Source organism: Altererythrobacter epoxidivorans, from assembly GCF_001281485.1.
Lineage (GTDB): Bacteria > Pseudomonadota > Alphaproteobacteria > Sphingomonadales > Sphingomonadaceae > Erythrobacter > Erythrobacter epoxidivorans.
The window spans coordinates 2,401,523-2,414,578 of sequence record NZ_CP012669.1 but is presented as its reverse complement, the minus strand read 5'-3'; the positions used below and the strand labels follow the sequence as shown (position 1 = coordinate 2,414,578).

At 62.8% G+C, this 13,056-nt stretch carries 12 protein-coding genes and 1 tRNA gene; 7 read left to right on the top strand and 6 right to left on the bottom strand.

From position 1 onward, the window contains the following. Window positions 1–51 precede the first annotated feature (51 nt). The 4 genes from AMC99_RS11880 to AMC99_RS11865 form a co-directional block, all read right to left on the bottom strand. On the bottom strand, window positions 52–732 hold the full coding sequence (locus AMC99_RS11880) for an NnrU family protein (RefSeq protein ID WP_061926811.1): 681 nt from the start codon (window positions 730–732) through the stop codon (window positions 52–54). Window positions 733–797: 65 nt separating this feature from the next. Next, complete coding sequence (locus tag AMC99_RS11875; protein ID WP_061926809.1) at window positions 798–2,087, bottom strand: amidohydrolase family protein; 1,290 nt, start codon at window positions 2,085–2,087, stop codon at window positions 798–800. After that, the gene (locus tag AMC99_RS11870) at window positions 2,084–3,463 is read right to left on the bottom strand and encodes an amidohydrolase (protein WP_061927997.1); all 1,380 of its coding nucleotides are present in this window, start codon (window positions 3,461–3,463) and stop codon (window positions 2,084–2,086) included. The genes AMC99_RS11875 and AMC99_RS11870 overlap by 4 nt, the downstream gene beginning before the upstream one ends. A 76-nt stretch (window positions 3,464–3,539) precedes the next feature. Beyond that, entirely contained in the window at window positions 3,540–5,171 is a 1,632-nt protein-coding gene (locus AMC99_RS11865) for a peptide MFS transporter (RefSeq protein ID WP_061926807.1), read from the bottom strand. A gap of 187 nt (window positions 5,172–5,358) precedes the next feature. Between AMC99_RS11865 and AMC99_RS11860 the strand changes: the two genes are divergently transcribed. The 7 genes from AMC99_RS11860 (at window position 5,359) to AMC99_RS11830 (ending at window position 11,129) form a co-directional block, all read left to right on the top strand. After that, entirely contained in the window at window positions 5,359–5,694 is a 336-nt protein-coding gene (locus tag AMC99_RS11860) for a GntR family transcriptional regulator (protein ID WP_157058321.1), read from the top strand. Between the two features lie 184 nt (window positions 5,695–5,878). Further along, the gene (locus tag AMC99_RS11855) at window positions 5,879–6,160 is read left to right on the top strand and encodes an integration host factor subunit beta (protein WP_061926803.1); all 282 of its coding nucleotides are present in this window, start codon (window positions 5,879–5,881) and stop codon (window positions 6,158–6,160) included. Between the two features lie 79 nt (window positions 6,161–6,239). Continuing rightward, window positions 6,240–6,324: transfer RNA gene (locus AMC99_RS11850), tRNA-Leu, on the top strand. Between the two features lie 134 nt (window positions 6,325–6,458). Further along, on the top strand, window positions 6,459–7,109 hold the full coding sequence (locus AMC99_RS11845; protein ID WP_061926801.1) for a PilZ domain-containing protein: 651 nt from the start codon (window positions 6,459–6,461) through the stop codon (window positions 7,107–7,109). A 93-nt stretch (window positions 7,110–7,202) separates the two neighbouring features. Next, window positions 7,203–8,807 carry an NAD(P)/FAD-dependent oxidoreductase gene (locus tag AMC99_RS11840; RefSeq protein ID WP_061926799.1) on the top strand — a complete coding sequence of 535 codons (1,605 nt, stop codon included), beginning with the start codon at window positions 7,203–7,205 and terminating at the stop codon, window positions 8,805–8,807. A 99-nt stretch (window positions 8,808–8,906) separates the two neighbouring features. Continuing rightward, the gene (locus AMC99_RS11835) at window positions 8,907–9,323 is read left to right on the top strand and encodes a GtrA family protein (protein WP_232301409.1); all 417 of its coding nucleotides are present in this window, start codon (window positions 8,907–8,909) and stop codon (window positions 9,321–9,323) included. 3 nt (window positions 9,324–9,326) lie between these two features. Then, window positions 9,327–11,129: a hypothetical protein gene (locus AMC99_RS11830; RefSeq protein WP_061926795.1), complete on the top strand. Its 1,803-nt coding sequence runs from the start codon at window positions 9,327–9,329 to the stop codon at window positions 11,127–11,129. On the opposite strand, the gene msrB is transcribed toward AMC99_RS11830, so the two are convergent. Together msrB and AMC99_RS11820 are read right to left on the bottom strand one after the other, a co-directional pair. Next, the gene (gene msrB, locus AMC99_RS11825; RefSeq protein ID WP_061926793.1) at window positions 11,130–11,627 is read right to left on the bottom strand and encodes a peptide-methionine (R)-S-oxide reductase MsrB; all 498 of its coding nucleotides are present in this window, start codon (window positions 11,625–11,627) and stop codon (window positions 11,130–11,132) included. An 83-nt stretch (window positions 11,628–11,710) separates the two neighbouring features. Beyond that, entirely contained in the window at window positions 11,711–13,051 is a 1,341-nt protein-coding gene (locus AMC99_RS11820; protein WP_061926791.1) for a cytochrome P450, read from the bottom strand. Between the last annotated feature and the right edge of the window lie 5 nt (window positions 13,052–13,056).

Below are 13,056 nucleotides of genomic sequence, written 5' to 3'. Positions count from 1 at the left end.
GTTCCATCGCGTAGGATTTGGTTACCCTACCGCGTCGCTACCTTAGGGCGGTCAGACCCCGACCCAGCGCCAGATGCCTGCCGGAATGCCGCCTGCATGGATGTGGCCATAGGTGAAGCCGAGCCACAGCACCGTTCCGGCAATCCACCAGATCGCGCCGACGCCAAACAGCTTGCCCCAGCGCGGCCAGTAGCTGGTCTTCGCCTCCCACTGTCCCCACGCCTCGCCCATCAGGACCTCTTTCTTGCGGTCCTGCATATGCGCACCGACTAGCGCGAGAAAGCCCATCGCAATCGCGGTGATCATGGTGCGCCAGCTCCAGAACAGGACGATGTGCGACAGCGCCCACAGGCCGAACGCCCACATCATGGGGTGCCGTGTGACCTTGAATACGCCGTTCGGTTCCTTCGACGCCAGCTTCTCGGCCCCCGGGGCGGGGAGCGCCGGATTGCCCGCGAAAGAGCCTGCAAACAGCACCATCGCCGGAAGCATGATCACCGTGGCGACGATCCAGCCGATCTCGCCGCTGCCCGGCAGGTCGAACGATGGCGTCGCCGTGAACGCGAAATAGACCCAGGCCAGCGTCGCGAAGCTGACGAGCGAATAGACGGCCGGAAACAGCTTCTCGCCGAAAATGCGCACCATTGTCGCCCGCAGGGGATGCGACATGACGAAATGCATGCCGACAAAGGTCACATTCGCCGCGACCAGTTCAACCAGTGTATCGTCCATCACTATCCTCCCTCAGCAAAGAAGAGAGCACAGCACGCCGCGATTTGCACGACAAATGGAGGCGGTTACCAGTCGTAAGCCTTGGGCAGGTCGCTCTCGTCGAGATCGCGGTAACGCTCGCGCAGGCGCGTCTGGTGGTTGTCGAGCGGTTGCCTGACCCCGTCGATATAGACCTGCACCGGCGCGCTCGACACTTCCAGCGGATCGCCGTCCCAGATCACCAGGTCGCCCACCGCACCGGGGCGCAGCACGCCCGCATCATTCAGGCCGATGATCTCTGCCGGTTTCGACGTGATCGCCGCCAGCGCCTCTCCCCAGCTCAGGCCGGCGGCACCGGGTATCTTCTGCAGGCCCACCAGATTGCCGGCGAACTGCGCGAGATAGCGCGGTTGTTCCATCGCATCGGCGTTGATCGCCAGCTTGACGCCTGCCGCAGCCATGCGCCCGATATTGCTCTGCGTTGCGGCCAGCTGGTCGAAACTCGACGGCAGATCGACTAGGGCATTGGCGATCACGGGGATGCCCGATGCGGCGATCTCGCGCGCTACCAGCCAGCCTTCGTTCGCGCCGAGGAGCACGATGTCGAGCTTCGGAAACTCGCGCTTCAGCGCGATGACTTCGCGGATGTCGGATGCGCGATCGGCCGCCACCAGCAGTTTCTGCCTGCCGCTGATGACCTTGCCCAGCGCCTCGGCATCGGCCCGCGTCAGCAGGGCATCGGCACCGTCCCAGCGGCCATTGGCATAGGCCTGCGCCTCGATCATGGCATTGCGCAGAGCGACATGGGTCGCCGTACGGCTGCCGCCCGAAATCTGCGCGCCCGCTTCACCGAGGACGACCTTCTGGAACGCGCGGGGGACGCGCACCGCGTCCGTATCTGCACCAAGGTCGATGATCGCGCCCTGCCCTGCGAAGATCGCACCGGCGGAACCGCCCTGGACGAGCGCGCGGGTGATGCCGCCCGCCCGGCTGATCGCGATGTGCTGCGACGACGGGTTGATCGCCGGCGTCACGTCGAGCGCGGCGTTGAACGGCGATTTACCGGCAGAGGTGTCGTTGCTCTCGGTCACTGCGCCGACGTCCCACAGGCCGAGCGAGGTGACTGCCGCGACGAGACCGGGCGTGACCCATGTATCAGGCGGTGCCTGGACTAGCTGCATCGGGACTGCCGGCATCTGGTCGGCCGGTCCGGCGTAAACAACCTTGCCCGAACGGATGACGACCGCGCCGTTGGCGATCGGTTCCGATCCGTCACCCTTGGCAACGGTGACACCGCTGATCGCGACGTCCTGCGCGGCGAGCGGCGTTGCAGCGAGCGCCAGTGCGCTGGCGGCGAGTGTCAGGAGGCGCTTCATTTCACGTCTCCTTCACCGGGCTGGCCGAGCTCGAAATCGCTCACCGGACGGCGCTTCCGATCCATCGCATCGAACAGTAGCGCGCCGTCGACCCAGACTTTCTCCGGCCGCGAATAGACCGACAACGGATCGCCGTTCCACAGCACGACGTCGGCCATCTTGCCGGGTTCGAGGCTGCCGGTCATCGCTTCGATGCCCATTGCCTTTGCAGGGTTGTAGGTGATCCAGGAGATCACCTCGGCATCGGGAATGTCGATGCCCATGCGGCGACCCGAGGCCTGGGCCTTCGCCGCTTCCTGGTTGAGACGCTGGATCCCGTTCGCATCATCCGAATGGATGACGACGCAGGCGCCCGCGTTGTGGATCAGGGCCGCATTTTCGGGAATGCCGTCGTAAGCTTCCATCTTGAAGCCGTACCAGTCGGCCCAGACTGCGCTGCAAACGTCGTTTTCGCGCAGCAGGTCGCCGATCTTGTAGCTTTCGACAGCATGGTGGAAGGCGGTGACCTTGTAGCCCATTTCCTTGGCCATATCGATCACCAGCGCCATCTCGTCGGCGCGGTAGCAGTGGTTGTGAACAAGGATTTCGCCGTCGAGCACGCCTTTCAGCGTCTCCTTGCCGAGGTCGCGCTTCTTGCCGTCATAGCTCTTTGCGTCGAGCCAGGTCTGGCGATTGACCGCAAAGTTGCCCATGCGGGTCGAAGGCTGGCGCCCCTTGCCACCGTAAACCCGCTTGGGATTTTCGCCGCATGCCATCTTGAAACCGTAGGGGGCGCCCGGGAACTTCATCCCCTGCACCGTGCGGCTGGGCACGTTCTTGAGCGTCGCCGAACGACCGCCCATCAGGTTTGCCGAACCGGGGAGCACCTGCAGCGCGGTCACACCGCCATTGGCGAGTGCGCGGGTAAATCCTGGGTCCTGCGGCCAGACCGAATGTTCGGCCCAGACGTCGGGTGTCGTCGGGCTGGTCGCTTCGTTGCCGTCGGAATGTGCGGCCACGCCGGGCGATGGGTAATCGCCGAGGTGCGAGTGAATATCGATGATGCCCGGCGTGACCACCTTTCCTGTGCCATCGACGACGCGTTCGACATCGGGCGGCATGGAGGTCGGACCGCCTACCTCGACGATCTTGCCGTCCTTCATGTGGACCCAGCCATTGTCCCAGCCGCCGCCACGTCCGTCATAGACGGTCACGGGAATGATCAGGGTCTCGACCGAGGGATAGGGCTTGTAGGTCGATGGGAAAGGCGCCGCAGTGTCTGTCGCTGCCGTCGAAGCGCTGGCAACCGTGTCGCCCGAAGCGCTGCTGTCGGTCGCGCAACCTGCCAGCACGAATGCCGCCCCTGCCGCCAGGGTTATACTCTTCAATGCCCCCATCGAATCCATCCGTTCCTTCGTTTGTGCAAAAGAAAAGGGCGCGAGGATCGATCCCCGCGCCCCTTCGTGATCGGGCTTAACCCTTGGTCGCCGGGTGGACGCCTGCGCCCTGTGCTTCCCCGGGCCCTTCGGTCTGGCCGAGCAGGTCGTCGCCGACGCTGTCGTCCTTGAGCGTGTCGAGGTGCATCCACTTCTTTACCAGCGGGCTCAGTGCCAGCACGACCGCGCCGACGCCGATCGCGACCCAGCCGATCTGGTTGTAGATGTCGAGCACCGCGCCCTTGGTCATCTCGCCGCTTTCGCCGCCGGTTGCTTCACCGATCTTGCCGGCGACGAAGTTGCCGACTGCCGACATGTAGAACCATGCGCCCATGATGAGCGAGGCCATGAAACCCGGTGCCAGGCGGTTCATCGCCGAAAGGCCGACCGGGCTGAGGCAGAGCTCGCCAGTGGTGTGCAGCAGGTAGATCAGGAATACGAACAGGACCGGCGTTGCCACTTCCGGACCGACCGAATTGGCGCCCCATACGAAGATGAGGAAGCCGAGGCCGACCTGGAACAGCGCCAGTGCGAACTTGGCAGGCGCGGAAGGCTCCAGCCCCTTGCGGCCCAGATAGGCCCAGACCGCCGCGAAGACCGGTGCGAACAGGATGATGTAGATCGAGTTGATCGACTGGAACACCGATGCCGGGACGTCGCCGATGGAGACGTAACGGTCGGTGTAGAGGTTGAGGCTGCCGCCTGCCTGCTCGAACAGGCCCCAGAACAGCGGGTTCAGGGCGACGAGGAACAGGATTGCGAAGATGCGCTCGCGCGGCTCCTTGGGCAGCTTGAATGCCTGGAACAGCACGTAACCCAGCAATGCAAGGCCCGAGACGATCAGCAGCGACTGGATGACGTCGACATACTGGACCAGTGCCCACATGACCGCGACCGATGCCACGCCTGCGCCATAAACTGCCAGTTCCTTCGAACGGGCGAGCGGTGCGGGCGGTTCGCCTGCGCCGAGCAGGACCTTCTTGCCGAGCACGAAAACCACGAGGCCGGCGAGCATGCCGATGCCGGCGAGGCCGAAGCCGTAGGCCCAGCCCAGCGTCTGGCCGAGATAACCGGCGAGGATCACGCCGAATGCGGCACCTGCGTTAATGCCCATGTAGAAGATGGTATAGGCACCGTCGCGGCGCAGGTCGGTCAGGCTGTAGAGCTGACCCACCATCACCGAGATGTTCGCCTTCAGGAAGCCGGAGCCGACGATGATCAGCGCGAGCGCGAACCAGAAGACGTTGATCGTCGGGTCGCTCTGCCCGCCGACACCTTCGACGGCCATGAAGCCGTGGCCGAGCGCCAGCAGGATGCCGCCGAACAGCACGGCCTTGCGCTGGCCGAGGTAACGGTCGGCCGCCCATCCGCCGAGGACCGGCGTGATGTAAACAAGGCTGGTGTAGGCGCCGTAGATCAGCGTCGACTGCCCGTCGCTGAAAAGCCAGTGCTGGGTCAGGTAGAAAATCAGCAGTGCGCGCATGCCGTAATATGAGAAACGCTCCCACATTTCGGCGAAGAAGAGCATGTAGAGGCCCTTGGGGTGGCCTGCGAACTCAGGTTCCTTCTGGACGGCGATCTTGGCGCCGGTTGCGAGGAACAGTCCGAGGACGACAACCGCGATGGCGGCGATCCAATCCCCTTCGTTCCACAAAGCCATATCTTTCATGCAATGCTATCCCGTTGTTCTGGCCGGTTTACGGCGTTCAAGCGGCGCAACCTAACGTCTGTTTCGCCTGTGTGAAGCCTTAGTTTCAGGCGTAACCGTTCTGGGGGACGGCTAACGGGAACTTGACGCGCACTGGTGTATTATGGCACTGATGCACCTTGGCGGGGGCCAGACACTAGGGACAGACATGAGCAGACCGGTATACCTGAAATTGCGCGACCAGATCGCAGCCTCGATCATCGAAGGCGTCTATCCCGAAGGGGCAATGCTGCCTTCTGTCCGCGCGCTGGCCGCCGAACAGGGTGCCAATCCACTGACTGTCGCCAAAGCTTACCAGCAATTTCAAAACGATGGCCTGGTAGAGGTGCAGCGCGGAGTCGGCATGTATGTCGTCAAAGGAGCTGCCGAACGCCTGCGGGCGCGCGAACGTGAGCAATTTCTAATGGAAGAATGGCCGGAAATTGCGGAACGGATGCAGCGGCTGGGCATCGATCCAGCCGATCTCCTTGAAAACGCTGGCTAATAGCCGACTGACAGCCTCATAATTAAAGTTGCGTTTTTTCCGCTCGCGCAGTTGCGAAGAGCGGTCGGCTCTGGCACCATGCATTCACGCGTTTAGGCCGACCATCGGGATCTGGCGGCTTGATAAACATGCGCAAATCTTGGTGTGGCGATCGCAATTGGGTCTTTGCGGTCGGGAGAGTGTCATGATCAGATCCGAATTGCTGCAAGCGCTGCACAAGGATAATCCCGAACTTCGTTCCGAAGAGATCGAGCAGGTTGTCGATATTTTCTTCGAGGAAATATCGCAGCGGCTGGAAGAGGGCGGCCGTGTCGAGCTGCGCGGCTTCGGCGCGTTTTCGACCCGCGAGCGTGAAGCGCGCACGGGCCGCAACCCGCGGACCGGCGAAACTGTCGAAGTGCCTTCGAAGCGGGTGCCCTATTTCAAGGCCGGCAAGGAAATGCGTCATCGTCTCAACAACGACTGATTGCGCCTTCCCGAACCGACTTCTTTCATTGCCGAGATTGCCCCGCCCGTAGCGCGCAGCTATTGGCGCTATCGCGTGTGCGGGTGTGGCGGAATGGTAGACGCCGGGGACTTAAAATCCCCTGTCCTTTGGGCGTGTGGGTTCGAGTCCCACCACCCGCACCACGCTAATAACGGTTCTGGCTTCGCCATTAGGCCCGTTTTAACCCTTAGCCCCTTAGTGAACTCGACTTAAGCAAAGCCAGCTTAGGGCAATTCGGGTCGGCTGATTGTGGCCGCGCTAACGGGGACCAGCGCGAATGGATTTTACGGCTTCCAGGCCTGTCGAGGCTGAAGAGGACGACAACGTAGCCGCCGAAGAGCGCGGCGCACCGCGCTATACGCTGTTGATCCGGGCCGCGAAGCTGGTGTGCCCGCAGGGCGAATTCATCTGCGTCATCCGCGACGTTTCTTCGACCGGGGCGAGCCTGCGCCTGTTCCACGACATGCCCGATGGCGAAGAGGTCGTGCTCGAACTGCAGTGCGGTCAGACCTATGCGATGAAGCAGGTCTGGTCGCGCGTTCGCGAGGCGGGCTTCGAATTTACCGAGACTGTCGATGTCGAGAAGCTGGTTTCGGAAGTCGGCCAGTTTCCTAAGCGCCCGATCAGGCTGTCGATCGAATTTCCCGTTACCTTGACCGCAGGCCTCACGCGCCAGGTCGGGACGGTATCGAATATCTCGCAACAGGGCGCCCGGGTTACCTGCGATGGCCTGTTTTCCATCGACCAGACCGTAAGGCTCGGCGGTGACAAGCTTCCGGAAGTGCGCGCCAAGGTACGCTGGCGCGGGATGGGCGAATACGGACTGGTGTTCGACGATACCTTTACCCTCGCGGACCTCGCACGCCTGGCAGCCCGCCTGCAAAGGCCGGAGCTCCTCGCTGAGAAACCCGAGGCGCGCCAGGGCTGAAGCGCGTGATTTTACGCGATTCATTGCAGTTGTTTACGCTTCGCTAACCAATTTCCTTCACTCCCCGAAAGGTAAATCCAGACGGGGGGCCGAATGGCACAGGGTTCGAGCGACAATCAGGGTATCATCGACGTCGACGTGGCGATCATCGGGGCCGGTCCGGCAGGGCTGACCGCGGGCTATCTGCTGACGAAGCAGGGCAAGTCGGTCGCGATTATCGAGAAGGATGCGACCTATGTCGGCGGCATCAGCCGCACGGTCGAACACGAAGGCTATCGCTTCGATATCGGCGGACACCGCTTCTTTTCGAAATCGCAAGCCGTCGTCGACCTGTGGAACGAGATCCTGCCCGACGACTTCATCCAGCGCCCGCGCATGAGCCGCATCTACTACGAGGGCAAGTTCTACAGCTATCCGCTGCGCGCCTTCGAAGCCCTGTGGAACCTCGGCATCCTGCGCTCGACCGTCTGCATGGCGAGCTACCTCCAGTACAAGCTGTTCCCGAAGAAAGACGTGAAAAGCTTCGAGGACTGGACCACCAACCAGTTCGGCCACAAGCTCTATTCGATCTTCTTCAAGACCTATACCGAGAAGGTGTGGGGCATGCCTTGCAACGAGATGAGCGCCGACTGGGCCGCCCAGCGCATCAAGGGTCTTTCGCTCTGGGGTGCGGTGGTCGATGGCCTGAAGCGCAGCCTCGGCCTCAACAAGAAGCCCAACGACGGGCAGGCGGTGAAGACACTGCTCGAAACCTTCCGCTACCCGCGCCTTGGCCCGGGCATGATGTGGGAAGCTGCGCGCGACAAGATCCTTGCCAGCGGCAAAGGGCAGGTCCTGATGGGTCACGGCCTCAAGCAGCTCGCCAGCGATGGCCAGGGCGGTTGGCGCATGAGCGCGAGCGGTCCGGATGGCGATGTGGTGATCAGCGCGCGCCACGCGATCAGCTCTGCGCCGATGCGCGAACTGTCGAAGCGGCTGCATCCGCTGCCCGAAAGCACGCTGCAGGCCAATGAACTCAAATATCGCGACTTCCTGACCGTCGCCCTGATGGTCGAAGGCGAAGACCTGTTCCCCGACAACTGGATCTATATCCACGACAGCAAGGTGAAGGTCGGCCGCGTCCAGAACTTCCGCAGCTGGTCGCCGGAGATGATCCCTGACGAGGATATGGCCTGCGTCGGCCTCGAATATTTCTGTTTCGAAGGCGATGGCCTGTGGTCGATGGCGGATGACGATCTCGTCAGCCTTGCCACCGGCGAGATGGAAATCCTCGGCCTTGTGGACCGCAAGAAAGTGAAGTCGGGCGCCGTCGTGCGGCAGGAAAAGGCCTATCCGGTCTATGACGAAGATTATGCCGCCAATGTCGATGCCATGCGCCGCGAGCTTGAAGCCAAGCATCCGTCGCTGCACCTCGTCGGCCGCAACGGCATGCACCGCTACAACAATCAGGATCACGCGATGATGACGGCCATGCTGACGGTCGAGAACATCCTTGCCGAAGAGCGGATCTACGACACCTGGTGCGTCAACGAGGACGCAGAATATCACGAAGCGGGCGACGAAGGCGCAGAAGCGAGCCTGCCGCAGCGCGAAAGCGCTGTTCCGGCCGCCGAAGAGCCCCGTGCACTGACTCAGGATCAGAAAGCGGCGCTCGAATCCGTTCGGGAAGTGCCGGAACGTGTCAGGCGCTCGGCCTGAGCGGACGAGCATTGGTAAGCATGTCCTTAACCCGGATATGCGAATGAAGGGACAGACCGCATGCGGTCCTTTGCCCGATTGGGTTTTGGGGGAATTGACGTGATCCAGATCTTGGCACGGCTGCGCGACATACGCTTCCTGCGCTATGTTCTGGCGAGCGTCGGCGCACTGGCGGTCGACGTCGGTATGTTCCTGGCGCTGATGGCCGTGGGGATCGCTGCCGCGCCTGCTTCTGCCGCTGGCTATTCGCTCGGTATCGTGACGCACTGGCTCCTTTCAAGTCGCACCGTCTTCCAGGACACGGTTGCCGCACGCGGGCAGGGGCGTAACCGCCAGAAAGCCATGTTCGTGCTTTCGGCGCTGGTCGGCCTAGGCCTGACGACGGCTATTGTGGCCGCCGGCGTTGCACTGGGCGTGGATGCGCGGCTGGCGAAGCTTGTCGCCATTGCCGCCAGCTTCATGGCGACGTGGTTGCTGCGCAGCCGCCTCATCTTCCGGACACAAGAGAGCGCCTGAGCCGTGCTGGTCGAACGCCGCCGTTCCGCATTCACCGGCGAATTGCTGGTCCGCGTGGCGCTGGCGTGGCTTGCGGTTTCCGCCCTCCTCCTGCTCACCAATCTCGGCAACATCAGGGGGCTTCGCTTCCCCGATCCCGACGATGTCATGCGGCTGGTCCAAGTGCGCGACCTCCTCGGCGGGCAGGCATGGTTCGATGTCGCGCAGCACCGTGTCGACGCCGTGAATGGCGGCGTAGGGATGCACTGGTCGCGGCTCGTGGACATTCCGATCGCGCTAGTGATCGCCGTACTGACGCCATTTCTCGGCGCGGCAGATGCCGAGATCGCAGCATTGGTAGCGGTTCCCCTGATTACTCTCGGCACAGCCATGCTGCTCGCCGGACGCATAGCTTGGCGCCTGCTCGGCGCGGAAGAAACGACCATGACCGCGGTGGTCATGGCGCTGTCGGTGCCGTTGTTGTTCCAGATGTCGCCGCTGCGGATCGACCATCATGGCTGGCAGATCGTGCTGGCGCTTTCCGCGATGAACGGCCTGATGGCCCGCGAAGCGCGGACCGGCGGCTGGATTGCAGGCCTGTCCATTGCGGCCTGGCTGTCGATTTCTATCGAGGGATTGCCCGTCGCCGCTGCGATCTGCGGTGTCGCTGCTCTGCGCTGGCTGCGCAATCGCAACGACCGCAAATGGCTCATCCACACGATGCAGGCGTTGGCGACAGGGTCGATCCTCTTCTTCGCCCTTACCCGGGGAATCGGCGATCTTGCCACCTATTGCGACGCGATAGGTCCGGTGCACATCGCCATGTTCTGCTGGGGCGCACTCGTGCTGAGCGCGGTCTCGGCTGCCGAACCCATGCCAAAGGCCGGACTGCTTGCAGGTTTCGCGATTGCAGGTGGTGGAGCCGTCGGATTCTATATTCTTTCCGTCCCGCAATGCGCAGCAGGCGGCGGATTTGCGGAACTCGACCCGATTCTTCGCGAATACTGGCACTCGCAGATCGCCGAAGGAATGCCGCTGTGGCGCCAGGATCTCGACACCGCGCTCCAGATCATCGCGCTGCCCCTGCTGGGGCTGTTCGCATCGACGCGGCTGGCGCTGCGCTCGCATGACTGGCTCCGCCGTTGGTGGACCGAATATTCGCTGATCCTCGCGGCCGCCATACTGGTCGCGGTCATGGTCGCCCGCGCAGGCGCGCTCGCTGCGACGCTGGCTGCCGTGCCGCTGGGCTGGCAGCTGCGCGACTGGCTGCGCACGATCCGCGGCATGCGGCGACCGGGAATGCGCGTACTCGCGCTCGCCGGTGTCGCCTGTGCCCTCCTTCCCGCGCTTCCCATCATGTTGATGACGATTGCCATGCCGGTGAGTGCGTCCAACGCACCCGTCACCGGCCAGCCCGCGGTTTCCCAATTGTCCCGCTCATCCCAATGCGACGTCGCGGCGGCGCGACCGGCGCTCGCGTCACTGGAGCGCGGCGAGATCTACGCGCCGCTCGATATCGGTCCGCAATTGCTGCTGTGGAGCGGACATGACGTCATCGCGACAGGCCATCATCGCGGCCAGAAGGGCATGAAGTTCGTGATCGAGACAGCGCTTGGTTCCAGCGAAGCGGCAAAGGCTGCCCTGGCCGCACGTGGTACCCGTTATGTCGCGCTCTGTCCCGGTCTGCTCGAGGCCGGTCTCTATGCTGCGAAGGCCCCGCAAGGGTTCGCAGCACGGCTGGTCAGCGATGATGTCCCCGAATGGCTGGAGCCTGTCGCGGTGGAAGATGCTTCCGGCCTCAAACTCTATCGGATCGCCGCGCGCTGATCAGCCCGGCTTGAAATCCATCGCCAGGCCGTTGATGCAATGGCGCTGGCCCGTGGGTTTCGGCCCATCCTTGAAAATGTGACCCAGGTGCCCGCCGCAATCGGCGCAATGCACTTCGGTACGAGGATATCCGATCTTGTAGTCGGTCGACGTCCCGACAGCGCCCTTGTCGATGGCAGCCCAGAAACTCGGCCAGCCCGTGCCGCTGTCATATTTGGTGCGCGAGGAATAGAGCGCGTTGCCGCAACCGGCACAGACGAATGTGCCCTTGCGCTTCTCGTCGTTGAGCGGCGAGGAGTACGGCTTCTCCGTCGAAGCTTCACGCAGAATGCGAAACTCGCCAGCGGTCAGGCGCTTGCGCCATTCGGCCTCGCTGAAAGAAACCGGAAAATCTTTCGCCTCGGCACGGCCTGAGCCGCAAGCGGTCAGGGCAACAAAGCTCGCCGACGCGCCGATCCAGTTCAGCACTCCGCGGCGATTGGTCTGGTGGTCGGTCATGGATCGTCCTTTCATGAGGCGGCACCGTGCCGCCTCATGCCTGAACCTACGCTTGAAACCGGCATGTGTGCCGCAAGGTCACTTCAGAAGCTGGTGATCTCGACCTCGAGCTTGCGGAATCCGTGCACGAAGTTCGCCTTCACCCGTTCGACATCGCCGGCGAGGTGCACGCGCATCCGGCGCTTGTGCATTTCTTCCAGCAGGACGCGAAGCTGAAGTTCGGCAAGACGCGCGCCAACGCAGCGGTGGATGCCATAGCCGAAGGCGATGTGGCGGCGGGCATTCTCGCGCGTGAGGTCGAGCTTGTCGGGGTTCTCGAACACTTCCTCGTCGCGATTGGCCGAAAGATACCACAGCACGACCTTGTCGCCGGCCTTGATCGTCTGGCCAAAGACCTCGGTATCCTCGACACAGGTGCGGCGCATATGCGCGAGCGGGGTCTGCATGCGCAGCATTTCCTGCACGGCATTGGGAATGACCGAAGGGTCCTGTTCGAACAGCTTGCGCTGGTCCGGGTTCTTGTCGAGCTGGTAGACGAAGCCGCTCATCGAATTGCGGGTGGTGTCGTTGCCGCCGACGATCAGCAGGATCAGGTTACCCATGAATTCCTGCGGGCTCATCTGGTTCATCGCTTCGGAGTGGATCATCATGCTGATGAGATCGTCGCCCGGCTCCTTGTCGTGCGTACGCTCGATCCACAGCGACTGGAAATAGGCGGCCATTTCCTGGAGGATGCCCCAGCGCATGTCGTCGAGCTCGCGCACGGTGGCGAGTTCCGTATCGCCCGACCAGTCGGACCAGTAGGTCAGCAGCCGGCGGTCTTCCCACGGGAAGCCGAAGAGGATTGCGAGCATGCCCGTGGTCAGTTCGATCGAGACCTTGTCGACCCAGTCGAATACCTCGCCGCGTGGAAGCGTATCCAGCAGTTCGCCGGTGCGCTGGCGGATCTCGCCTTCCATTTCGGCCATGCCGCTGGGTGTGAACTTGGGCGCAACGGTGCGGCGCTGGCCGGTGTGCTGCGGCCGGTCCATCGCGATGAACATGGGCAGCTCGCGGCGCTCCTCGAGGCCGCGCTCGGCGAGCTGTTCGTCGGTGAGGCGCTCAAGAATGGTGATCCCGCCGTGTTCCCAGCTCGACGAGAAGATGTCTGGCAAAGCCTCGATATGCTGGATGGCCTTGTGGCCGACCACAGCCCAATAGGGGCCGAACGGGCTTTCTGGAATGTAATGCAGCGGCCCTGCGGCGCGCATTTCACGGAAAATCGGATGCCAGGTGTTCTCTGCGTAGATATCGCTACGGCTGACGTCCCACTTGTGCGGATGGTCGAGCTTGTCCTCTGGGTGTTCCTCTAGATGCTGCTGCAGCGCCTTGTAGGCGGTTGGCTCGGTGCGGCATTTCGGTCTTTCCGGGGCGACAGTCGCCATTCCTC